General features: G+C 28.6%; 22 protein-coding genes and 1 tRNA gene. 11 read left to right on the top strand and 12 right to left on the bottom strand.

Annotated elements, in window-relative coordinates:
* Positions 1 to 52: 52 nt before the first annotated feature.
* The 5 genes from ftsW to L8U04_RS03550 form a co-directional block, all read right to left on the bottom strand.
* Positions 53 to 1,216: a putative lipid II flippase FtsW gene (ftsW, locus tag L8U04_RS03570; protein WP_220566762.1), complete on the bottom strand. Its 1,164-nt coding sequence runs from the start codon at positions 1,214 to 1,216 to the stop codon at positions 53 to 55.
* A gap of 69 nt (positions 1,217 to 1,285) precedes the next feature.
* Positions 1,286 to 2,092, bottom strand: a complete 807-nt coding sequence (locus L8U04_RS03565; protein ID WP_133319278.1) for an adenylosuccinate lyase — start codon at positions 2,090 to 2,092, stop codon at positions 1,286 to 1,288.
* Between the two features lie 18 nt (positions 2,093 to 2,110).
* Entirely contained in the window at positions 2,111 to 2,830 is a 720-nt protein-coding gene (locus L8U04_RS03560) for an arginyltransferase (protein ID WP_133319279.1), read from the bottom strand.
* Complete coding sequence (locus L8U04_RS03555) at positions 2,830 to 3,090, bottom strand: hypothetical protein (protein WP_263661557.1); 261 nt, start codon at positions 3,088 to 3,090, stop codon at positions 2,830 to 2,832. The genes L8U04_RS03560 and L8U04_RS03555 overlap by 1 nt, the downstream gene beginning before the upstream one ends.
* Complete coding sequence (locus L8U04_RS03550; RefSeq protein ID WP_220566761.1) at positions 3,087 to 4,529, bottom strand: acetyl-CoA carboxylase subunit A; 1,443 nt, start codon at positions 4,527 to 4,529, stop codon at positions 3,087 to 3,089. The genes L8U04_RS03555 and L8U04_RS03550 overlap by 4 nt, the downstream gene beginning before the upstream one ends.
* A 119-nt stretch (positions 4,530 to 4,648) precedes the next feature.
* Here L8U04_RS03550 and L8U04_RS03545 point away from each other — a divergent pair.
* Positions 4,649 to 4,725 (top strand) — tRNA-Arg (locus L8U04_RS03545).
* A gap of 1 nt (position 4,726) precedes the next feature.
* Here L8U04_RS03545 and L8U04_RS03540 read toward each other — a convergent pair.
* From L8U04_RS03540 to folD, 5 genes are all read right to left on the bottom strand, one after another.
* A complete protein-coding gene (locus L8U04_RS03540) occupies positions 4,727 to 5,485 on the bottom strand; it encodes a CorA family divalent cation transporter (RefSeq protein WP_263709453.1) in 759 nt (252 codons plus the stop codon).
* Positions 5,479 to 6,600 (bottom strand): tRNA guanosine(34) transglycosylase Tgt, encoded by a 1,122-nt coding sequence (gene tgt / locus L8U04_RS03535; RefSeq protein ID WP_263670150.1) that lies wholly within the window; start codon positions 6,598 to 6,600, stop codon positions 5,479 to 5,481. The genes L8U04_RS03540 and tgt overlap by 7 nt, the downstream gene beginning before the upstream one ends.
* Before the next feature lie 89 nt (positions 6,601 to 6,689).
* Complete coding sequence (locus L8U04_RS03530) at positions 6,690 to 7,856, bottom strand: pyridoxal phosphate-dependent aminotransferase (protein ID WP_263709452.1); 1,167 nt, start codon at positions 7,854 to 7,856, stop codon at positions 6,690 to 6,692.
* A gap of 162 nt (positions 7,857 to 8,018) precedes the next feature.
* Positions 8,019 to 8,867 (bottom strand): signal peptidase I, encoded by an 849-nt coding sequence (lepB, locus tag L8U04_RS03525; protein WP_220566758.1) that lies wholly within the window; start codon positions 8,865 to 8,867, stop codon positions 8,019 to 8,021.
* Positions 8,864 to 9,712, bottom strand: a complete 849-nt coding sequence (gene folD / locus L8U04_RS03520) for a bifunctional methylenetetrahydrofolate dehydrogenase/methenyltetrahydrofolate cyclohydrolase FolD (RefSeq protein ID WP_133319286.1) — start codon at positions 9,710 to 9,712, stop codon at positions 8,864 to 8,866. The genes lepB and folD overlap by 4 nt, the downstream gene beginning before the upstream one ends.
* 81 nt (positions 9,713 to 9,793) lie before the next feature.
* On the opposite strand from folD, the gene L8U04_RS03515 reads away from it, so the two are divergent.
* The 7 genes from L8U04_RS03515 to L8U04_RS03485 are packed head-to-tail and all read left to right on the top strand — an operon-like array spanning position 9,794 to position 15,638.
* A complete protein-coding gene (locus L8U04_RS03515; protein WP_263666734.1) occupies positions 9,794 to 10,138 on the top strand; it encodes a c-type cytochrome in 345 nt (114 codons plus the stop codon).
* Complete coding sequence (gene hemL / locus L8U04_RS03510; RefSeq protein WP_263709451.1) at positions 10,135 to 11,412, top strand: glutamate-1-semialdehyde 2,1-aminomutase; 1,278 nt, start codon at positions 10,135 to 10,137, stop codon at positions 11,410 to 11,412. Before L8U04_RS03515 ends, hemL begins: the two co-directional genes overlap by 4 nt.
* Positions 11,409 to 11,687 carry an AtpZ/AtpI family protein gene (locus L8U04_RS03505; protein WP_039641170.1) on the top strand — a complete coding sequence of 93 codons (279 nt, stop codon included), beginning with the start codon at positions 11,409 to 11,411 and terminating at the stop codon, positions 11,685 to 11,687. Before hemL ends, L8U04_RS03505 begins: the two co-directional genes overlap by 4 nt.
* Positions 11,671 to 12,156: a hypothetical protein gene (locus L8U04_RS03500; protein ID WP_263709450.1), complete on the top strand. Its 486-nt coding sequence runs from the start codon at positions 11,671 to 11,673 to the stop codon at positions 12,154 to 12,156. Before L8U04_RS03505 ends, L8U04_RS03500 begins: the two co-directional genes overlap by 17 nt.
* A complete protein-coding gene (locus tag L8U04_RS03495) occupies positions 12,150 to 13,346 on the top strand; it encodes an MFS transporter (RefSeq protein ID WP_133319290.1) in 1,197 nt (398 codons plus the stop codon). Before L8U04_RS03500 ends, L8U04_RS03495 begins: the two co-directional genes overlap by 7 nt.
* Positions 13,336 to 15,345, top strand: coding sequence for a flagellar hook-length control protein FliK (locus L8U04_RS03490; RefSeq protein ID WP_263709449.1), 2,010 nt, complete (start codon positions 13,336 to 13,338; stop codon positions 15,343 to 15,345). The genes L8U04_RS03495 and L8U04_RS03490 overlap by 11 nt, the downstream gene beginning before the upstream one ends.
* 2 nt (positions 15,346 to 15,347) lie before the next feature.
* A complete protein-coding gene (locus L8U04_RS03485) occupies positions 15,348 to 15,638 on the top strand; it encodes a FlhB-like flagellar biosynthesis protein (protein WP_133319292.1) in 291 nt (96 codons plus the stop codon).
* On the opposite strand, the gene L8U04_RS03480 is transcribed toward L8U04_RS03485, so the two are convergent.
* Both L8U04_RS03480 and L8U04_RS03475 read right to left on the bottom strand, forming a co-directional pair.
* Positions 15,613 to 16,422: a phosphatidylserine decarboxylase gene (locus L8U04_RS03480; RefSeq protein WP_263709448.1), complete on the bottom strand. Its 810-nt coding sequence runs from the start codon at positions 16,420 to 16,422 to the stop codon at positions 15,613 to 15,615. The genes L8U04_RS03485 and L8U04_RS03480 overlap by 26 nt on opposite strands.
* Positions 16,423 to 17,553 carry a metallophosphoesterase gene (locus tag L8U04_RS03475; protein WP_263709446.1) on the bottom strand — a complete coding sequence of 377 codons (1,131 nt, stop codon included), beginning with the start codon at positions 17,551 to 17,553 and terminating at the stop codon, positions 16,423 to 16,425.
* A gap of 70 nt (positions 17,554 to 17,623) precedes the next feature.
* On the opposite strand from L8U04_RS03475, the gene abc-f reads away from it, so the two are divergent.
* The 3 genes from abc-f to L8U04_RS03460 are packed head-to-tail and all read left to right on the top strand — an operon-like array spanning position 17,624 to position 21,602.
* Positions 17,624 to 19,561 carry a ribosomal protection-like ABC-F family protein gene (gene abc-f / locus L8U04_RS03470; protein WP_263709445.1) on the top strand — a complete coding sequence of 646 codons (1,938 nt, stop codon included), beginning with the start codon at positions 17,624 to 17,626 and terminating at the stop codon, positions 19,559 to 19,561.
* Between the two features lie 53 nt (positions 19,562 to 19,614).
* Positions 19,615 to 20,802, top strand: coding sequence for a M48 family metallopeptidase (locus tag L8U04_RS03465; RefSeq protein ID WP_263709444.1), 1,188 nt, complete (start codon positions 19,615 to 19,617; stop codon positions 20,800 to 20,802).
* On the top strand, positions 20,802 to 21,602 hold the full coding sequence (locus L8U04_RS03460; RefSeq protein WP_263664770.1) for a HemK/PrmC family methyltransferase: 801 nt from the start codon (positions 20,802 to 20,804) through the stop codon (positions 21,600 to 21,602). Before L8U04_RS03465 ends, L8U04_RS03460 begins: the two co-directional genes overlap by 1 nt.
* The last annotated feature ends 25 nt before the right edge of the window (positions 21,603 to 21,627 follow it).

The raw sequence follows: 21,627 nt of genomic DNA, 5'->3' as shown, positions 1-21,627 counted from the left end.
TTATAGAATATTTTTTATTTAAGTTAATTTTTATATATTTTAATTAATGAGTTTAAATTTTTACCTTCTTACTAATCATTAAAACATAACCTATTCCAAGACAAATAGACCACATAGAACTGCCACCATAACTTAAAAGTGGCACAGCAACTCCTTTTAATGGAGTTAAAGAAATAATTCCAAAAGCATTCATAAAAAATGAAAACAATAAAAGTAAAGCTACACCTGAACAAAATAAAAAATGGACCTTATTTTCACAGCGCCCAGCAATTCTAAAAATTCTAAGTATGACCATCAAATAAATCAAACATATAATGCTCAATCCCAACAATCCTATTTCCTCAGTAATCCCTGATAAAACAAAATCCGTATGCACCTCACTTAAAAATCCCAATTTGAAAGTTCCAAGACCCAACCCTTCTCCAAAAAATCCACCATGAGCTATAGCATTTAAACTATGTGAAATTTGATAAGGTTCTGAGTTATGGCTTACTCTTAAAGCACTTGCTAGCCAATCAGGAAAAAAAGGTAAAAACGCATCTTGGATATTTCCCCACCAAGCAGAAATACGCTGAATTCTTCTTTGATTACTTAAAATCACCAAAACCCCAATCATTCCAACAATAACCACGCCAAAAGCAAAAAGTCTTTTACTAGCTCCTGCAAAAAATGCTAAAGCAAAAACCAAGAAAAAAGAAATAACACTTTGGCCTAAATCATTTTGTGTCATATAAATATAGCCAATAACAAAAGCAGCTAAAATAAAATAAGGAATTAAAATTAAAACTTCGTGTTTGATTGCTTTTTTGCTATCATCAATTCTTCTTGTATAAGACCAAGCAAGGAAATAAATCAAACCTATCTTAAAAAATTCAACAGGAGAAATAGATAAAGGGCCAAGCCTAATCCACCTTTTAGCACCACCTGCTGCAGTAGCAAGAAAGGTAGGTAAAAAAGGCAAAATAAGTATAAATAAAAAAGAGATTAACAAAACACTTATCATTAAATAATGCGCCATTTTACTATCAGGATTTAATCTTGAAACAAAATAAATAATAGCTATACCACTAAGTCCAAAAAAAAGCTGTCTGATAAAAAAATGAAATTCATTATATTCTAAATAAAGCACAGTAAAAGCACTTAAAGAATATGAAAAAAGTATCCCTATAGTTATTAGAATGCAACTTAAAAAAAATAATTTTCTATCAGCAACCAAAATTTCTTCCTAGAATTTTATAAAAATTAATTTTAATAAATTGCAACTTAAAATGATGTTATTTGGAGATTATGTATTGTTTTTATATAAAGATTTTAAACTCTCATAAGCAAGCTGAATTTTTTCAAATTCCTCACGACAATAAGCTTGTTCGATTTTGCTTTTACCTTGATGGCGATCAGGATGATAAATTTTAACTAAATTAAGATAATTTTGTCTAATAGTAGCAAAATCATCACTAGAATTACATCCTAAAGTTTGGAAATAATTCTCAAAAAGTTTAGCCAAAGCATTAAATTTCCAATTAGTATTGGCTTTATTTTTCATTTTATTTCTAAATTCTAAAAGCTGAGTTTCATTGATTGTAAAATCCACACAATATTTTAAATGCTCATTTACGCTTGCTAAAATTTCTAAAAGATTTAAAGTATTATCATCTTTGTATTCTACTGAAAAAATACAATTTTTCTCATCATACATGCTTTTATGATCTTTAAAATATTGCTCTAAATATACAGCAAACATTTTTTCATTAGAACTTAAAGTTATTAAGATATTTTTTTGTGCAAAACCTATTTTAGCAAAGATTACAGGCTTTAAAGTATTTGCTTGAGCAAGATTTAATTTAAAGGTCTTATAATGCGCAAAAGCAAGATTATCGATTTGGTTTCCAGTATTTTTTTTATACTTGTGATTAACAAGTTTTAAAAAATATCTTCTTTGAGGAATTTCATTTTCCACAAAAAAAGATAGGGTTTTATTTTTATTACCTATAACTTTAGAAAAATTTTTACGGATAAGATCTTGAAAATATTTAAACATTAAAAAATCATCAGTATTAACACTAACAGATTCTAAAGTTTGCACTACTTGCATAAAATCCTCTCTATAAACCTAACTCCACAAAAATGCCTGTTCATCTAAAGCACTAGTGTGTTTTAAAATTTCATTTGGACTATAATCGGCTTTATACGATAAAGATTGACACCCTTTTACAAAATATCCTAAATAAATATATTTTAATTTTTTTAATTGTGCAAGCTTGATTTCTGTTAAAAGCGAGTATTTTCCAAGACTTAGATGTGAAAAATCAGGATCATAAAAACAATATATACTAGAAATTCCATCTTCTAAAATATCAATCAAATCAACACAAACTAACTTATTATCTATATAAAAATCAAGTTCATATCCAAAAGTACCTGCATTATCTACATAAAGATTGTAATATTTTCTAAAATTTAAATCATAAATTTTCCAATTTCTTTTATCTTTTTGATAATGGTGGTATTTTTCATAAAGCAATAAATGCTCATCACTTAAAGAAGGTTTTTGTAAGATTATTTTAGTAGCTATATTTTTTTTTAAAACCCTACGATAGCTTTTACTAAAATGGAAATTTTCTACCAAAATACGCAAATTTTGACATTCATTACAATCATTACATATTGGTCTTGAAAAATATGAGCCAAAGCGACGCCAACCTCTTGAAACTAATTCTTGATTTTGCGCTTTGTTAATAAAAGATATATAATTATACTCATTTCTACAATATCTATTTTCAAGATAAGGACATTCTTCTTCTAAAGTACAAAAACCAATAATATTATTCATTAGATCTTTTTAATATCACTATTTTTTACAAATTCCATAAATTCATTAGCTAAACGCTCTTCTTTTAAAAACATATCTTCAAATTCTTGTTCTTGCTTTTTATCTTCATTTTGCTTAGCTAAGTCTTTTTGTATAGCATCTAAGTCAGTATTTTTCATACTAACTCCGCTTTTACTCGCTTTAACCTTTTCTTTTTTTATTTGACCTTGTTCTTTTTGGAGTGCTTTTTTTATATCTTTTAATTCATCTAAAAAACTCATGATTGCCTACTTTCTTTTATCTTTTGTAAGGCTGCAGCTATAGCAGCAATTACTTCTTCTTTATTTTCTTGGTGTCTATCTTCTGTCTTTTCCAAAAGCTCTTCCATATGTGTTTCTATGAAAGAAGTATCAAAATACCCTCTTCTAAATTCTCTTATTTTGGTAATTGCAATCAAAAATGGAACAGTTGTTCTAATATCATCAATCACAAATTCTTTCAAAGCTCTCTCAAGTCTATTAACTGCACTATCATAACTTGAGCCCTTAACAATTAATTTTGCAAGTAAAGAATCATAATAAGGTGGCACAGTATAGTCTTTATATAAATGACTATCCACTCTCACAGATGGCCCTAAAGCTGGAAAATACTCTGTAATTTTGCCTGGACTTGGAATGAAATTTTTCCATACATTTTCTGCTGTAATCCTAGCTTCTATCGCAAAACCTCTTGGTTTTATATCGCTTTGCTCAAGATCTAAAATTTCCCCATTTGCTATACGAATTTGTCTTGTGATAAGGTCAATCCCCGTGATTTCTTCAGTAATTGGGTGTTCTACTTGAATTCTTGTATTCATTTCCATAAAATAAAATCTATTATAATCATCAAGTAAAAACTCAACCGTCCCAACATTCGTATAGCCCACAGCTTTTGCAGCAGCTACTGCAGTAACTCCTATGGTTTTTCTTAGTTTTTCTGAAATACTTGGGCAAGGTGCTATTTCAATGATTTTTTGATGTCTTCTTTGTATTGAGCAATCTCTTTCACAAAGATGAATGATATTACCATAATTATCTGCTAAAATTTGAAATTCAATATGCCTTGGATTAATAACATATTTTTCCATAAAAACTTCATCATTTTTAAAAAAACTTAGTGCTTCTCTTTTGCATGCTTCAAAAGATTTTTCCAAATCCTCTTCTTTATGTACTACGCGTATGCCTCTACCGCCACCACCACCACTAGCTTTTAAAATTACAGGATAGCCTATTTTTAAAGCTTGAAGTTTGATTTCTTCTAATGTGCAATGATTTAATTTTTCAGTACCTGGAACTACAGGGATTCCATTTTTTTTCATTAAATATCTTGCTATGTTTTTATTACCCATTTTACGGATAACATCTGATTTTGGACCTATAAAGATAATCCCTGCTTCTTCGCATTCTTTTGCAAATTCATAATTTTCACTTAAAAAACCATATCCAGGATGTATAGCATCAGCTCCACAAGCTTTAGCAATCTCAACTATTCTTTTACCATCTAAATACCCTCTTATGGCATCAGTTCCTATTCTATATGCTTCATCAGCAACTTTTACATGCAAACACTCATAATCAGGTTCAGTATAAACAGCAACACTTTGTATATGCAAATCTCTACAAGCACGGATCACCCTTACTGCAATCTCACCTCTATTGGCTATTAAAATCTTATGTATCATGGACTTTGCCTTAAGCTAAAATATTAAAAAGAAGATTAGCATAAAAATATAAAAATTCTATAAAAATATTTATTTTTGCTAATTTTAAGAATTTTTTGATAAAATTACTCTTTATTTTTGCGCCCATAGCTCAGCTGGATAGAGCATTTGATTGCGGTTCAAAAGGTCAGAGGTTCGAATCCTCTTGGGCGTACCACTTACTTCTTTTTTACAGAAAATTCATCCAAATCCAATTCTTTTTTATCTTTAAATTGATACCATAAAAATAAAATAAAAAATATCGTTAAAATCACAGCTAAAATATAGTAAGTTCCGTATTCATTTTCAGATAAAAATAAATTTTTGGTATTCATACCAAAAAATCCAACAATTAAATTTAAAGGTAAAAAAATTGCAGACATAATACTTAAAAAGTAAATATTTTTATTTATTTTTTCATTTCTTGCGGTATTAATATAAGTGTAAATCCCTTCCAATCTTGATATATTTTCTTTAATATTTTTTTCCAAAACAGCTAAATTTAAAATAATTGTTTTTAAACTTTTCTTTATAAAATGATGCTTACTATGACAAATTTTACAAGCCTCTAAAACAGAAGAAACCATGTTATAACTTTTACTAAGCTTGACTTTTAATATAAAATATTTTGTCAAGAAATTCTTTACTTTTTTATTTTCTAAAATCAACTCCTCTCTTTTTTCTATAGAAAGGTTAATGGTATTATTTTTTTCTTTTTCATTTTGCAAAATTTCTTTTAATATAGCTATAAATTCCGTATTAGAAAATAAAATAAAATTTTCATCTTTATACTCAAAAATTTGATTTTCTTTAAAAACAAATACACTTTTAGAATTTTTAGTTATATCTAGAGTGAAAATATCAAAATCATCAAATTCATAATAAGCATTTGATATATTAATATTGCTAATAATTTGTTTTAAAGTATCATTTAACACATTCTTTGCCTATAAAATTCTTTTCTAAAATTTTCAAATTCATCTTTAATAATAGCTTCACGCATTTGCTTGACCAAATTTAAATAATAGTGTAAATTATGAATACTTGCAAGTCTAAAAAAGGTTAATTCTTTGGCTTTAAATAAATGATTTAAATAGGCCCTTGAAAAATTCTTACATGTATAGCAAGAACATTTGCCGTCTATAGGGGCATGATCAGTGATAAGTTCTGCTTTTTTGATATTAAATTTTCCAAAGCTAGTAAATAAAGTACCATTTCTTGCATTTCTTGTTGGCATCACACAATCAAACATATCCACACCTCTTGCTACATTTTCTACTAAATCTTCAGGCGTGCCAACTCCCATTAAATATCTAGGGCGATTGTTATCCACATAAGGCATCATAGCTTCAACCGTATCATACATAGCCTCATTTTCTTCTCCCACGCTTAATCCACCTATAGCAAGTCCATCAAAATCCATCTCGCAAAGTGCTTGAGAGCAAATTTTTCTAGCTTCAAAATCAGTCCCACCTTGGATAATACCAAAGATATTTTGCCCTATTCCCACACCTTGACTTTGTTTTAACTTATGATAATCAATAGCTTCTTTTGCCCATTTTATAGTGCGTTTTAGAGAAAGTTCTATCCTTTCTTTACTTGCAGGTAAGGCCACTAAATCATCTAAAATCATCATAATATCTGAATTAAAATCATATTGTGCATCTAAAACACTTTGCGGGGTAAAATAGTGCAAACTTCCATCGATATGACTTTTAAATTGAATACCTTTTTCATCAGGTTTTGAATTTTTACTTAAAGAAAAAGCTTGAAAACCTCCACTATCTGTTAAAAAAGAGCCTTCAAATTTACTAAAACCGTGCAGGCCACCCATTTGCTTAATCACTTTAGAACCAGGCCTTAGATACAAATGATAAGTATTTGCTAAAATAATTTTTGCATTTAAAATCTCACTCATATCAACAGCATCTAAACTTTTAATCGCAGCCAAAGTTCCAACGGGCATAAAAATAGGAGTTAAAATTTCACTATGTGTAGTTTTTATACGACAAGCTCTAGCATTTGCACTTTTATATTGAACTTCAAATTCCATTATTTTTCCTATATTTTTTGCATAATCATACCAAAGACTTGCTTATAAGTTTTTTTGAAAGAAAGCCTGTTTTTAACAGGCTTAAGAAATTAGTAGTTTTTTACAAATTCAACGATTTTTTCACAACCTTCAATAATATCTTTTTCATTAGTTGCATAAGAGAGCCTAAAATACCCTTCCATGCCAAAACCAATACCTGGCACCAAAGCTACTTTTTGCTCTTCTAGCAGTCTTTTACAAAATCTCATAGAATCATTATCAACTTCTTTACAAGATATAAATAAATAAAAAGCTCCTTGTGGAATTTGTTCTAATTTTAACTTATCGCTTTTGGCTAAAATTTCACAAGCTAATTCTCTACGCTTTAAAAAGGCTTGTCTCATCATTTCAATATCATTATCTGCTTTTCCAAGTAAGGCTGGTAAAGCTGCGTATTGGATGATTGAACAAATATTTGATGTACTTTGTCCTTGTAGTTTTTTAACAGCATTATTAAACTCGCTCATTTTACTTGCCATGTATCCAAAACGCCACCCTGGCATAGCACCACATTTGCTAAGACCATTAATACTTACAGTTCTATTTAAAGCATCTTCACTAACTTGTGCAAAGGCACAAAATTCTCCATCATAAACTAATTTTTCGTAAATTTCATCACTTAAAACTACTATTTTAGTTCCTTCTAAAACCTTAGCTAAAGCACTTATTTCTTCTTTAGAATATATAGCTCCTGTAGGATTTGATGGAGAATTAAACATCAAAACCTTAGTTTTTGAAGTAATAGCTTGTTTTAATTGTTCTGGGGTGATTTTAAATCCATTTTTTGCTTCACCTTTTATAAACACAGGAGTTGCGCCTGCAAATTTTACCATTTCAGGATAACTCACCCAATAAGGACTTGGAATGATAACCTCATCACCTTCTTCAACTAAACACTCAATCGCCATAAACAAAGAATGTTTAGCACCAACATTGGTAATGATTTCACTTGTTTTATAATCTAAACTATTATCATTTTTAAATTTATATTGTATAGCCTCTATAACTTCTTTTATACCCACAACTGGCGTATAAGCTCCACAACCTTTTTCAATAGCTTCAATTGCTGCTTTTTTAATGATTTCTGGAGTATCAAAATCAGGCTCACCTGCCGAAAAACTAATAACTTTCTCACCATTTGCTTTTAAAGTTTTGGCTATATCAGTCATTACTAAAGTTAAGGATTCTCCTAAATTTTGAGATCTTTGGCTTAGCATTTTCTATCCTTTTATCTTATACTAATTTTAATTTTTGTAATTGTTACAACTTGGAGCTTAAAAAATTCTACGAGTAAAATCAAGATTGTATATTTTTAAAAAATTTTGTGTAGAAACTATACATTTTCTACACAAACTATTTTTATTTGTTTCTTTGGGTAATTATTCTAAAGCTTCTATGTCGCTTTCATTATGATGAATAAAGCGTTCATCTTTTTCTATAGTTTCAACTAAACGCCCTACTCTTTCCCATCTAACTTTTTTATTTTCATCCCATGAAAAATAAATAAACCAAGGTTGCCCAACTATATATTTATAATCTACACTTCCCCAAAATCGACTATCGCTAGAATGATCACGGTTATCGCCCATCATAAAATATTCATTTTCAGGTACTTTATAATAATAAGCATTAAAACCATAAATATTATTAGCACCTAATTCATCAAAAGAAGCAGGCTTCATAGCAAATTGTCCCAAATTTAAATAGCGAAAAAATACACTGTCTATATCCACTCTAGAATCATAATGTATCCCTTTTTCTACAAAAGGCTCTTTTACAAAAAGTCTTCCGCCTATGATTTTTGTTTTATTAGGATAATAATCTTTCATATATTCATCACCCTCAACCATACGCACATATAAGGTTTTATTTGCAAAAACTACTTCATCTCCGCCTTTGGCCACACATCTTTTTACATAGTGGATTTTTGGCTCATGCGGATATCTAAATACCACAATATCCCCTCTTTTAGGACCTTCACCACTTACTAAATGTCCATTTTTATTAAAATCAGGTAAAACAGGAATTTCCACCCAAGGAATATGCGGGGTTGGAATACCATAAGAAAATTTTTTTACAAATAAAAAATCCCCTACTAATAAAGTATTTTTCATAGAACCGCTTGGTATAGTAAAAGCTTGTATAAAGAAAAATATAATCAATAAAACAACTACTAAAGTTCCCGTCCAAGATTGTGTAAATTTATAAATTTTCTTCAAAAATTTCATTTTTTTATCCTATTTTTAGCTGATTTTATAGTATTTTCTAAAAGCATAGCAATAGTCATAGGCCCTACTCCACCTGGTACAGGAGTGATATAACTAGCTTTTTTACTAACATTTTCAAAATCGACATCGCCTACTATTTTTCCATCAACTCTATTAATCCCAACATCAATTACCACCACACCTTCTTTAACCATATCTTCTTTTAAAAGATTTGGACAACCTGCTGCTACGATAACAATATCAGCATTTTTTGTATAAGCTTTTAAATCTTTTGTATAAATATGACAAATACTCACACTAGCATTAGCATTTAACAAAAGAGTAGCCATAGGACGGCCTACTATATTTGAAGCTCCTATTACAACTACACTAGCTCCTTGTAATTTTATATCATAATGTTCTAAAATTTTCATAACTCCTAAAGGTGTACATGGTAAAAAACCACCTTTTAAATTAAGATTTAAATTTCCGACATTAAAGGGGTGAAAGCCGTCTACATCTTTATTAAAGTTAATACTTTCTAAGATTATATCTTTATTAATATGCGATGGCAATGGAAGTTGAACTAAAATTCCATCTATACTATCATCATGATTTAAAGTATTAATCAAAGCCAAAAGCTCATTTTGAGTTGTATTTACATCAAGTTTATAAACTAAAGACTTAATTTCACATTGCTCGCAAGCTTTTGCTTTAGAACCCACATAAGTAGCACTAGCAGGATCCTCGCCTACTAAAATTACAGCCAAACAAGGTTCTATACTTTGAGCTTTAAGTTCTAATACTTCTTGTTTTAAATTTTCTTTTAACTTATCACTTAGCTTTTTACCATCTAAAAGTGTCATTTCTTTCCTTAAATTTTATAGCTTTCTTTAACTTAAAAAATTGTATCATAACAAAACTTCTTTTTTTGTTAAAGGCAATGAATGAAAATTGTATTATTTTTATTTTTTATAATTTATGGTGCTTGGGCTGAAGATTTTATCTCTCCTAAAGAATACCAAGAGTCCCTTTACAAAAATCCAAGAGGCATAAGTTGTGCTAAATGTCATGGCGATGGAGGTCAACAAATACTAGGTTATTACGCTAAAAATGGAGAAAAAATTCCTTTTATTGTGCCAAGTATTAAAAACACTCCTTATACGCGTTTTAGAAAAATTCTAAATCAACCTCAAGAGGCAAAAAGCATTATGCCAACTTACTCGCTAACAGAAGATGAAATAAAATCACTTTATGATTATATTACTAGCAATAAAAGGAGTAAAAAATGAAAAACAATAAAAAAGCCTTTGAGGAAGCTTGTGAGTATATAGCAGGTGGGGTAGATTCCCCAGTGCGTGCTTTTGCAAGTGTAGGTAGCAATCCTTTATTTATCAAACAAGGCAAAGGTGCTTATATTAGCGATATAGAAGAAAATACTTATATAGATTATGTGCAAAGTTGGGGACCTTTACTTTTTGGACATTGTGATGAGGATATTGAAAAAGCTTGTAAAAAAGCATTAGAGCATGGATCGAGCTTTGGTGCGCCAACTTTAGCTGAAACTAAATTGGCCAAATTTATCTTAAAAGATTGGCCACATTTGGATAAAATCCGTTTTGTAAGTAGTGGCACTGAAGCTACTATGAGTGCTATTCGTCTTGCAAGAGGATTTAGTAAAAAAGATAAAATCATCAAATTTGAAGGATGTTATCATGGGCATTCTGATTCTTTATTGGTAAGCGCTGGAAGCGGTGCAGCTACTTTTAACACCCCAAGCTCGCTAGGAGTTTTAACTGATGTAGCTAAAAATACTCTAGTAGCTGTTTATAATGATATTGATAGTGTTAAAAACTTAATCAATAATGATGATAATATAGCTTGTATCATCATAGAACCAATTGCAGGAAATATGGGTTTAGTGCCTGCTAAAATAGAATTTTTACAAGAGTTAAGAAAACTATGTGATGAGCATCAAATTCTTTTAATTTTTGATGAAGTTATGAGTGGCTTTAGAGCTTCATATCTTGGCTCTTTTGGGATTAATAATATAAAAGCTGACATAGTAACTTTTGGTAAGGTTATAGGCGGAGGTATGCCTGCGGCTGCTTTTGCTGCAAGAGCTGAAATCATGGATTTATTAAGTCCTTTAGGTGGGGTATATCAAGCAGGAACACTAAGTGGTAATCCTCTTGCTATGGCTGCAGGTTATGCGAGCTTAAAAAAAGCAAGAAACTATGAAGGCTTGTATGAAAAATTAGAAAAACTAGGCAAAAGACTTACTCAAGGCTTTAAAGAAGCTGCAAATGATTGCAAAATTCCTTTGCAAGTTAATTGCGTTGGTTCTATGTTTGGATTTTTCTTTTGCGAAAACCCTGTTAATAATTATCAAGATGCTTTAAAATCAGATACTAAATTATTTGCCAAATTTCATGCACAGATGCTAAGCAAAGGTGTATATTTAGCACCATCTCAATTTGAAACAGGTTTTATATGTGAATATATGGATAAAAAAATCATTGATAAAACTATACAAGCAGCACAAGAAAGTTTTAAAGCATTATGAATAAAAGACAAAAAATCATTCGCAAAGGTATAGAAGCTGCAGATGGATTAAGCCTTGGTATATCCATGGTTGTGGCTGTTTTAATCGGAGTTGGTATAGGCTATTTTTTAAAAAACCTAACCGGTATTGTTTGGCTTTTTTGGGTAGGAGTGTTTATAGGAGTAGCTGCGGCGATTTTAAATGTTTACAAAGCCTATAAAGCACAAGTAAAAAGTTACGAAGAATTTAAAGAAGAAAATCGCTATAAAGATTTAAAAAATGATCCTAAAGCCTAAAATTTTATTAAAACTCTTGCTAGGATTAAATTTACTTTTCTTAGTAGGAGTTTTTTTTTACAAAGAATTAAGCTTTAAAACCTTTATAAGCTTTGAATTTGGCTTTTTAGCTCAAAATTTAATCATTTTAATATCTTTTTTAAATTATAAAAATTTTATTTTTAAAGCAGCTAAAAATTATGATTTTACGCAAAGACCTTTACAAATTTTTGCTAAAAAACAATATTCTTTGCCAAAAATTATAAAATTTATCCATATAGATGACGATTTAAAACCAAAATTTAAAAGTATTTTTAAAAACGCGTTAGCTTTTTTTTCTTTATTTAAAATTTTTGCTTATGTGTTTTTAATAGCAGGATTTTTATTTTTAGAGTTTCAAGGTTTAATGAGTATTTTTGCCTTGTTTTGTGCAATGTTTGTCACACCCATAGCGGTATTAATATATAATTTTTTAATAAGAAAATGTTAAGCTCAAAAAGAACGATTAGATCACTAACAGCATTATTTCTTGGTATGATTTTTGTTTTCATAGGAAGTGCTTTAACAGTAAATTCCATAGCTATTATTTTAAAGCATAATAATGTTAGTAATTTTTATATAGGCGTAATAGGAAGTTGTTATTTTCTTGGTGCTATGGTAAGTACAATTAGTGCCCATAGAATAGTTTCTAAAGTAGGACATATAAGATCATTTGGAATTTTTGCTATTATTTTTGGTATAGCCACCATGCTTCATAGTTTAAATTCTAATCTTTATTTTTGGATGTTTTTAAGATTTTTGCTAGGTTTTTGCTATTATGCGCTTTTAATGGTAATAGAATCATGGCTTAATGAAAAAGCAAAAAACACTATTCGCTCAAGAGTGATAGCCTTTTATGAGGTTGTATTTTACTCATCGTCAGGTTTTGGAATTTTACTTATGTCTTTTGACTTTCCAAGTAATACAGTATTTATTTTAAGTGCTAGTTTTATTATGTTTGCTTCCATTCCTTTATTTTTAATCCGCATTAAAGAGCCTATTTTGCCACAAAAAACAAAAATTTCCATTCCTAAGGTTTTTGATATAGTGCCTTTAGCCTTAGTAACAAGTTTTATAGCGGGCATGCTTTTAAATGGCTTTTTTTCCATGGCTTCTTTATTTGTGCTTATACAAGGATTTGGCGCAAAAGAAGCTTCTATTTTTATTTTCTCTACTATGGTAGGTGGCTTTATTTCGCAACTTTATATCGGAACTCTTTCTGATAAAATTAGCAGAAAATTTGCCATTATATTGTGTGCTTTTATTGCTTTAAGCGCTATGCTTTGCATACTACTTTTAGAATATAATATTTATCTAAAATACTTTTTTGGATTTTTGCTAGGCATGGGTATGTGTTGTTTATACGCTCTTTCTTTAGCAAGAGCAAATGATATGCTTGATAATCCTAGCAAAAGAGTTGAACTTGGCAGAGCAGTTCTTTTTACCTATTCTTTTGGTGCTTTATTCGCGCCTGCAGTTTTGGGAACTTTGATGTATTATTTTCAAGCTTATGGCTTTATGTATTTTTATATAGTTTTATTAAGTATTTTGATACTATTTGCCATCGATAAACCAAAATTTAAAAAACTTACCAAATTTAAAAGAAAACCTGGTAATATGGTAATGCTAGATGATAACTAATATCTCTAATAATCAAAATCAGTTTGCAAAAAATGAAACAAATAAAGAAAATAAAAGTGAAAAATCAGACAAAAAAATCTCACTCAATGAAGCGTTAAAAAATCCTTTATTTTCCAAAAGTGATTCTGAAGTTAAATTACCCAAAGATTATGTTAGCAAAATTGATCAAAAACTACAAGAATTACTTAATAAACTTTTAGATCAAATCAAAACCAATAAAGATCCTGATTTGGCAGTATTAAAAAATCATAAAGATTTAAATTTTGCACCTAATTTTGCCAATGAAGTAAAAAAACTCCAAGCAGAGCTTTCAAAAAATCCTGAATTTGAAAAACTGCTTAAAATTTTAGAAGATTTAGTCAAGCCTGCTAAAGATATTAATAATAAAAATCTTTCATCTTTAGTGAAAAATTCAGGCATATTTTTAGAAGCAAAGCTCAATCATTCTTTAAAAGAACAAAATTTACCACAGAGTTTTTTTAATCTTTTAAGTACTATAAAAGGCGCTACAAGTGAAAATTTAAAACACGATATAAGTAATTTAGATCTTAAAAATCTTGATACTACAAGCACCTTAAAAGAGCTTATTCACATCTTACAAAATCACAAAAAAGATAATAAAATTTCTTTGGAAAATACAAACTACAAAACACTTTTTAAACTATTTGATAAAATAGAAAATTTTAAAAATTATATCAATAAAAACCCAAGTTCTATTAGTCAAGAAAAACTCCAAAATATTGCGGATAATTTTATCAAAAATCTTAATAAAAATTTAGCACTTATCAACAAAGAACTAGCTAAACCAGAAAACATAAAAATTCAAAACACTCATATACTAAAAGAGCTTAGCCAAAATATAAAAGATTTTATAATACTTTTAAAAGATATAAAAAATCACAAAAACAAAACCGAAACAACACAAGAAAATTTAAATAAAACTCCACACACTAAAGACATCAAAGAAGAGTTAAAAGAAGAAATAAAAACTCCACAAAAAAGCACAGAGGATAAAAAAGAAACTCAACAAAAGCAAGAAAGCATAGCAAAAGATAAAGAAATTCAAAACACAAAAGAAGAAAAAATACCACAAAGTAAAGATATCAAAGAAAACCCCAAAGAAGAGCCAAAAACACTACAAAAAAATACTGAAGATTTAAGTAAAAATGATAATAAAAGTCAAAATTTACAAACAAATAATACTAAGTTAGAGGATATATTTAAAAGCACTTCAGGCAAAATTTTACTAGAAGATATTTTCAAACAAAATGTAAGCAAAAATCTTAATTTTAGCCAAAATTTACAAGAAGAGCTTTTAAACAATCTAAACAAAGAACTAGGCTTAATAGGAAGAAAACTCAATGAAGTTTTAAAAGCTTTAGATCCTAAAAATTATGAGGCAAAAAATTCTTTAGATGATATAAAAAATATAGAAAAAAAATTAGAACTTTCTATAAAAGATCTTGGAAAAATCACCCAAAAAGATAGCACAGAAATTTCTTCAGAATTACAAAAAGATATTAAATCCACTCTTTTACAAGTTTCTAATCTAGCCAAAAATTTAGACAATGAAAGCATACTAAATCAAACAAATCGTCTTATAGCTCAGCTTGAGTTTAATCAACTTTTATCTTTAGCCAATAATAGCATTCATACTTTTTTACCTTTTTTTTGGGATGATTTAGAAAAATCTAATGTAGTTTTTAAACGCGGTAAAAAAGATAAATTTTATGCACAAATTAATCTTGAATTTGAAAAATTAGGAAAAATCAATGTATTTTTATCTCTAAGTAATGATAAATACATCGATATAAATATGATGATAGAAAATGCTAATTTTAGAAAAAAACTTTATGAAAGAGCACATGAACTAAAAAAAGCCTTAGTTAAAGTAGGACTTCTAAGCTCTAATTTTTTCATCAGCGATATAATTAAAAGTAAATTTCACAATCAAGAAGAATATAATGACTTTAATATGGGTTTTGACACAAGGGCTTAAAAATGGCTAAAAAAACAAAAAAAGCCGTTGCACTAGGCTATAACAAAGAAGAACAAAATGCACCAAAAATCCTAGCTAATGCCAAAGGTGAAAACGCTGCTAAAATCATCTCTTTAGCCAAAGAAAATGGCATACCCATAAAAGAAGACAAAGACTTAGTAGAAGTGCTTAGTAAACTTGATCTAGGCGATGAAATCCCACCTAATATGTATAAAGCAGTGGCTGAAATTTTTGCCTTTTTATATAAAGTTGCTAATGAAGATGAGACTAAGCAAAGTCCGCAATCTTCTTAGAAAATTCAACTTGCTCATAAGCATTTTTACTAAATTTTAAAAACCCTTTTTGAGCGATTAAAACTATAGTTGAACCTAGCTCAAAATTTCCAAGTCTTTGGCCTTTTTTTACAAAAAGATCTTCATAGGTATGAGTAAAATCAAAATTTGCTGCATTAGTTTGTATGCTAGTATCAAAGCTAAAGTGCATTTTACCGACATTTAGCGCACCCACAAATACCATCCAAAGTATAAATTTTCCTTCCACTAAGCACTTTAAAACTACTCTTTCATTTTTAGTATAAAGGTTTATAATTTTAGCTAACTTTGCCTCACTCACACTAAATAAAGCCCCGCTCATATAAGTAGCACTTAAAATTTGCATATTACAAGGTGCATGATAATGATGATAATCTTTTGGAGATAAATAAATATTTGCATAATCTATGCCATTTTCCAATTCTTCTTTACTAGCTGAGTTTTTTAAAAGCTCTTCTATACTATAACTTGAACCTTTAATGCTAAAGGCTAAATTTTCTTTTAAATCATTTTGAAAGCTACTTCCAAGTTCTAAAATTTTACCATCACTTGGACTTATAAAGCCATCTTCTGATTCTCGCTCATTTAATAAAGTTCTTGTAAATAAAGCATTTAAACTCTCATATTCTTCTAAAGGTTTAAATTCACTCATATTGATATTAAAAGCATTTACATAAGCTTTATTAATATTTTTTTGTATAATTTTTGGAAATTTATATTTTGCTATGATTCCAAACATTTTTGAAGCACTATTGCTAAATCCCACTCATTCTCCTTTTAATCTAATCAAAGCTATCTCACTAGGGGCTAAAAATCTCACAGCAGGTCCCCAAAATCCAGCTCCACTGCTTACATAAAGCAAACTATCCTTGCTTAATTTATAAAGCCCATACACAAAGCCTTGTTCTAAATATACTAGCAAAGAAAAAGGGAAAATTTGTCCTGCGTGTGTATGCCCTGATAAAATCAAATCAAACCCACTTATATCATAAGTTTTTACATATTTTGGCTGATGTGTGATTAAAATATTAACTTTTTCTTGATTGATTTGAGTTTTGATTTTTTCTATATTGCTTTCTTTAAAACCCAAACGCTTGGCAGCCAAATCCAAAGTCCCACTTAAAGTAAAATCTCCAAAATCAATACTTTCATCTTCCAAAACTTTGAAATTTTTAAGAGTTTTAAGCTTTTTGCTTATTGCATTTATATCATTATAATACTCATGATTTCCATAAACAAAATAAGTACCATATTTTGATTTAAAATTTTCTAATAAATTAATATAAGGCATACTAGCAATATCTGCATCGATTAAATCCCCAGCTATAATGACTATATCAGCATTTAAAATATTAACTTCATCGATTAAGGTTTTTAAAAAATCTTCTCCTAAATTTTTTCCCAAATGCACATCAGAAAGTAAAACTATATTTAAATCTTCTTTTAAATTTTTAACTTTAATATCTACCTCATTAACCTTAGGTGTGCTAATAGCATTTACAAAACCTTTAAATACCATACTAACGCTAAGTATAATAAGCCAAGAATCAAAAATTAATTTTAAAAACTTTCTTCTTTGGACACTGAAAATTTGCTCTTTTTTATTTTCATTAAAAAAAATCCAAGAGCCAATTTCAAAAATCACTCCAAAAAGCAAGAAAAAGCAAGTAGCAGTAGGAAAAATAGCTAAAATATAATAAAGCTTTTCATGCAAAAAGTCCCCGCGCATATTTATAAAAAAGATTAATTCACATGCAAAAACTATTAAAACAAAAGCTAATACAAACTTCTTATAAGGTTTTAAAAAACCAACCCTACTTAAAAATCTTTTATAAATATACCAATTTGCCAAAGCAAAAAATAAAACTAATAAAGTAAAAAAAACAAATGCTCTCATGGCGTAATTTTATTTAAGCAAAATTAATACTTTTTAAAGTAAAATCGTAAAAAACATTTGGGAAAGAAATTTGGCTTTAATAGATTTAATCGACGCAAATAAGAAATTTAATACAAAAATAGTTTTAGAAAATGCAAATTTTAGTGCAAATTTAGGAGAAAAAATCGCTATTATAGGCAAAAATGGCGAAGGAAAATCAAGCTTTTTAAAAACCCTTATGGGGACTTTAAAATTAGATAGCGGTAGAGTAATTAAACAAAATAACACTAGTATAGATATGCTAAGCCAACAAGTAAGCTTTGAAAGCACCTTAAGCGTAAGCGAAGCCATCAAAAAAGAACTTGAAGAAATTTACCAAGCCTTGAAAGAATTTGAAAGCTATAATGAAAAACTAGCTTTTGATCCTGAAAATAAAGAATATTTAAAAAAAGTAGATGAATTAAGTTTATTTATAGATTCAAAAGACGCATGGAATTTAGACCAAAAAATACAAAGAATATTAGAAGAATTTAAACTATTAGAATACAAAGACAGAACACTTTGCTCTTTAAGTGGGGGCGAAATAAGACGCGTAGGGCTTTGCACACTTTTGCTAAAAAATCCTGATATATTATTGCTTGATGAACCAACTAATCATCTAGATGTATATATGAGTAACTTTTTAGAAGAAAGACTGAAAGCTTCTAAAATGTGTGTTATTTTCATCTCTCATGATAGGTATTTTATCGATGCTATAGCGCAAAAATGCGTAGAAATAGAAGCGGGAAAATTAAGCATTTTTGAGGGTGGATATACGCAATATCTAGAAAAAAAAGCAGCTATTTTAGCTTCCTTAGCTAAAAGCCATGAAACCTTGCTTAAGCAATTAAAAAGTGAGGAAGAATGGCTAAGAAGAGGAGTCAAAGCTAGGCTTAAACGCAACGAAGGACGCAAAGAACGCATTTTTAAAATGCGTGAAGAAACTAAGAAAAACCCAGGAGCTATCAAACGCTTACAACTTGAAATCAAAAGAGCAAGTAAAAATTTTAACCAAACTCAAAGCCAAAACCGCAAAAAAATGCTTTTTGAACTTAAAAATATCTCAAAGTCTATTGCCAACAAGACACTTTTTAAAGACTTTAATGCGCGAATTTTACAAGGTGAACGCATAGCCATAGTAGGTAAAAATGGCTGTGGGAAATCTACTTTCTTAAAGATTTTACTTGATCAAATTCCGCTTGATAGCGGAGAGATTAAAAGAGGTGAAGTTAAAATAGGCTATTTTGATCAAAGCAGAAGTTTATTAAACACTGATAAAAAACTTTTAGAAATTTTTTGCCCAAATGGTGGCGATCACATTCAAGTGCGTGGTAAAAATATGCATGTTTATGGGTATTTAAAACAATTTTTATTTCCAAAAGAATTTTTAGAGCAAAGCGTGAGTGTGCTAAGTGGGGGTGAGAAAAACAGAGTTGCTCTAGCCTTGCTTTTTACCAAAGAATATGATGTATTAATCTTAGATGAACCAACAAATGATTTAGACATAGCTACGATTAATATCTTAGAAGAATACTTACTTTCTTTTGAAGGCGCGATTTTGCTTGTCTCACATGATAGATATTTTGTCGATAAAATAGCAACTAAACTTTATGCTTTTGAAGATAATGCAAATATTAATATAGAAGTTCTTTCTTATAGTGAATATTTAGAAAATGAAAAAGAATACAAAGACTTTGAAGAATTTTCTAAAAGCTTAGAAACAAACACCACCGCAAGTGTAAAAACAAAAGAAAAATCGAGTAAAAAACTAAGCTATAAAGAAAATGAAATTTTAAACTCATATCCTGATAAAATTCATAAATTAGAAGAAGAAATAAAAGAAATCAAAAATGCTCTAAGTAATCCTACAATCTATCAAAAACTAGGTATAAATACCCTTTATGAAGAGCTAAATTCCTTAGAAAATGAACTTAGTATTTTAGAAGAAGCTTATTTTGAGGTTTTGGAAAAAAGTGAAAATACTGATTAACTTTATATATTTTAAATAAGATAAAATTACTCAAATTTATTTAAGGAAAAACTATGACTTTGATAACTATTTTATGTATTTACACAGCTTTTTTGGTTTTTATATCTTATGTGCAAATTTCTTTTTTAAAAAAAGAAAGAGAAAAACAAGCAATTATTTTAAATGAACAAGATTATAAAAATGCTGCAAATATCGCCATAGAAAATGAAAAATACAAAATCTTTTCTAATCTTTATAATCTGATGATTAACATTTCTTGGATTAGCTTTGGCTTTTTGTATTTAAAAGAAATTTTTATAAAAGAAAATTCTACCTTAGAAAATACTTTATTTTTGCTTGCATTTTTATTTATTATTAGTATTTTAAATTTACCACTTAGCTATTATGAAAGCTTTATAAAAGATAAAAAACACGGCTTTTCAAATATGACTTTAGCACTTTTTGTTAAAGACAGCATTAAATCTTTAGCTCTAATGCTTGTTTTTGGCTTTTTAATCATCTATGCCTTAGTATTTTGCTTTGAATTTTTTAACACATACTGGTGGGTAGTGGCTTTTGCTCTAAGCTTTATAATTATACTTATTATAAATCTCATCTACCCTACACTTATTGCACCTATGTTTAACAAAATGAAAAAACTTGAAGATGAAAATTTATTAGAAAAAATCACTAATTTAATGCAAAAATGTGGCTTTAGTGCAAATGGTGTTTATGTTATCGATGCAAGCAAAAGAGATAAAAGATTAAATGCTTATTTTGGTGGCTTATTTAAAAGCAAAAGAGTAGTACTTTTTGATACACTTTTAAATGCTTTAAAAGAAAAAGAACTCATTGCTGTTTTGGGTCATGAGTTAGGACATTTTGTGCATAAAGATTTGCTAAAAATGTTATTTGCTAGTGCTTTGATGCTTTTTGCTTTATTTTTCATCTTTGCACATTTACCAAACTTTTTTTATATTGAAAGTCATTTAGATGGAGTGAATGCTGGAGTTTTTGCACTTTTATTGATTTTTGGAAATATTTTTACTTTTATTATTTCTCCACTGCTTAATAAAATGAGTCAAAAAAATGAATTTAATGCTGACTTACACGGAGCAAAACTAAGCTCTAGAGAAGATATGAAAAATGCTCTCATAGCTTTAGCAAAAGAAAACAAAGCCTTTGTTAAAACAAGTAAAATTTATACTTTCTTTCATCTAAGTCATCCTTGTATTTACGATAGAATCAAAGCTTTGCAATGATTTCAATCAAACAAGCTTTAAAGCAAGCTTACGCAAAAGATCCTACTCACAAAGAATATATACTTTTTATTCTTTGTGAACTTTTACAAAAAGATAAAGCTTGGATTTTTTTAAATCCTGAATTTCAAATTGATGAAAAAGTTTTTTTAGAATATGTAGATAGATTTTTAAATGGTGAGCCTTTTGAGTATTTATTTCAAAAAACACAATTTTATGGTTTTGATTTTTTTACTAAAAAAGGGGTTTTGATACCGCGTTTTGATAGTGAAATATTACTTGAAAGATGTTTAGAAATTTTAGATCATAACTCTTTTAAAAATATACTTGAAATTGGCTTTGGAAGTGGAATTTTAAGTATTTGCTTAGCAAAGTTAAAACAAATTTTTATACAAGCTTGTGATATCAATCCAAAAGCATTAGAGCTTGCTAAAAAAAATGCAGATTTTCATAATGTTTCAAATTTAATCAATTTTCAACTTTGTGATTTTAAAAATATACAAGGAAATTTTGACTTTATTTTTTCTAATCCTCCTTACATAAAAAATGACTATCCTTTAGATAAATGGGTTCAAAACGAACCACACAATGCTTTATTTGGTGGAGATAAAGGTTGGGAAATTTTACATGAAATTATTCTTTTTGCCAAAAATCACAACACAAAAGTCTTAGCATGTGAGTTTGGCTATGATCAAAAAACAATTTTAAATAAAATTTTAAAAGAAAATGATTTCAAGGCTACTTTTTATCAAGATTATAATGGATTTGATAGAGCCTTTGTTGCATGGAATTTAAAAAATTAGACTATAATTATCTTTATTATAGGAG

Source organism: Campylobacter sp. IFREMER_LSEM_CL908 (assembly GCF_025771545.1).
Classification (GTDB): Bacteria; Campylobacterota; Campylobacteria; order Campylobacterales; family Campylobacteraceae; genus Campylobacter_D; species Campylobacter_D lari_D.
The sequence above is the reverse complement of the archived record's forward strand: the minus strand, read 5'-3'. Positions and strand labels throughout refer to the sequence as shown.

Coding starts and splice junctions, on each gene's coding strand:
- L8U04_RS03565 (WP_133319278.1), bottom strand. CDS start 2,092: ATGCAAGTAGTGCAAACTTTAGAATCTGTTAGTGTTAATACTGATGAT.
- L8U04_RS03560 (WP_133319279.1), bottom strand. CDS start 2,830: ATGAATAATATTATTGGTTTTTGTACTTTAGAAGAAGAATGTCCTTAT.
- L8U04_RS03555 (WP_263661557.1), bottom strand. CDS start 3,090: ATGAGTTTTTTAGATGAATTAAAAGATATAAAAAAAGCACTCCAAAAA.
- L8U04_RS03550 (WP_220566761.1), bottom strand. CDS start 4,529: ATGATACATAAGATTTTAATAGCCAATAGAGGTGAGATTGCAGTAAGG.
- tgt (WP_263670150.1), bottom strand. CDS start 6,600: ATGGAATTTGAAGTTCAATATAAAAGTGCAAATGCTAGAGCTTGTCGT.
- L8U04_RS03530 (WP_263709452.1), bottom strand. CDS start 7,856: ATGCTAAGCCAAAGATCTCAAAATTTAGGAGAATCCTTAACTTTAGTA.
- lepB (WP_220566758.1), bottom strand. CDS start 8,867: ATGAAATTTTTGAAGAAAATTTATAAATTTACACAATCTTGGACGGGA.
- folD (WP_133319286.1), bottom strand. CDS start 9,712: ATGACACTTTTAGATGGTAAAAAGCTAAGTGATAAGTTAAAAGAAAAT.
- L8U04_RS03515 (WP_263666734.1), top strand. CDS start 9,794: ATGAAAATTGTATTATTTTTATTTTTTATAATTTATGGTGCTTGGGCT.
- hemL (WP_263709451.1), top strand. CDS start 10,135: ATGAAAAACAATAAAAAAGCCTTTGAGGAAGCTTGTGAGTATATAGCA.
- L8U04_RS03505 (WP_039641170.1), top strand. CDS start 11,409: ATGAATAAAAGACAAAAAATCATTCGCAAAGGTATAGAAGCTGCAGAT.
- L8U04_RS03500 (WP_263709450.1), top strand. CDS start 11,671: ATGATCCTAAAGCCTAAAATTTTATTAAAACTCTTGCTAGGATTAAAT.
- L8U04_RS03495 (WP_133319290.1), top strand. CDS start 12,150: ATGTTAAGCTCAAAAAGAACGATTAGATCACTAACAGCATTATTTCTT.
- L8U04_RS03490 (WP_263709449.1), top strand. CDS start 13,336: ATGATAACTAATATCTCTAATAATCAAAATCAGTTTGCAAAAAATGAA.
- L8U04_RS03485 (WP_133319292.1), top strand. CDS start 15,348: ATGGCTAAAAAAACAAAAAAAGCCGTTGCACTAGGCTATAACAAAGAA.
- L8U04_RS03475 (WP_263709446.1), bottom strand. CDS start 17,553: ATGAGAGCATTTGTTTTTTTTACTTTATTAGTTTTATTTTTTGCTTTG.
- L8U04_RS03465 (WP_263709444.1), top strand. CDS start 19,615: ATGACTTTGATAACTATTTTATGTATTTACACAGCTTTTTTGGTTTTT.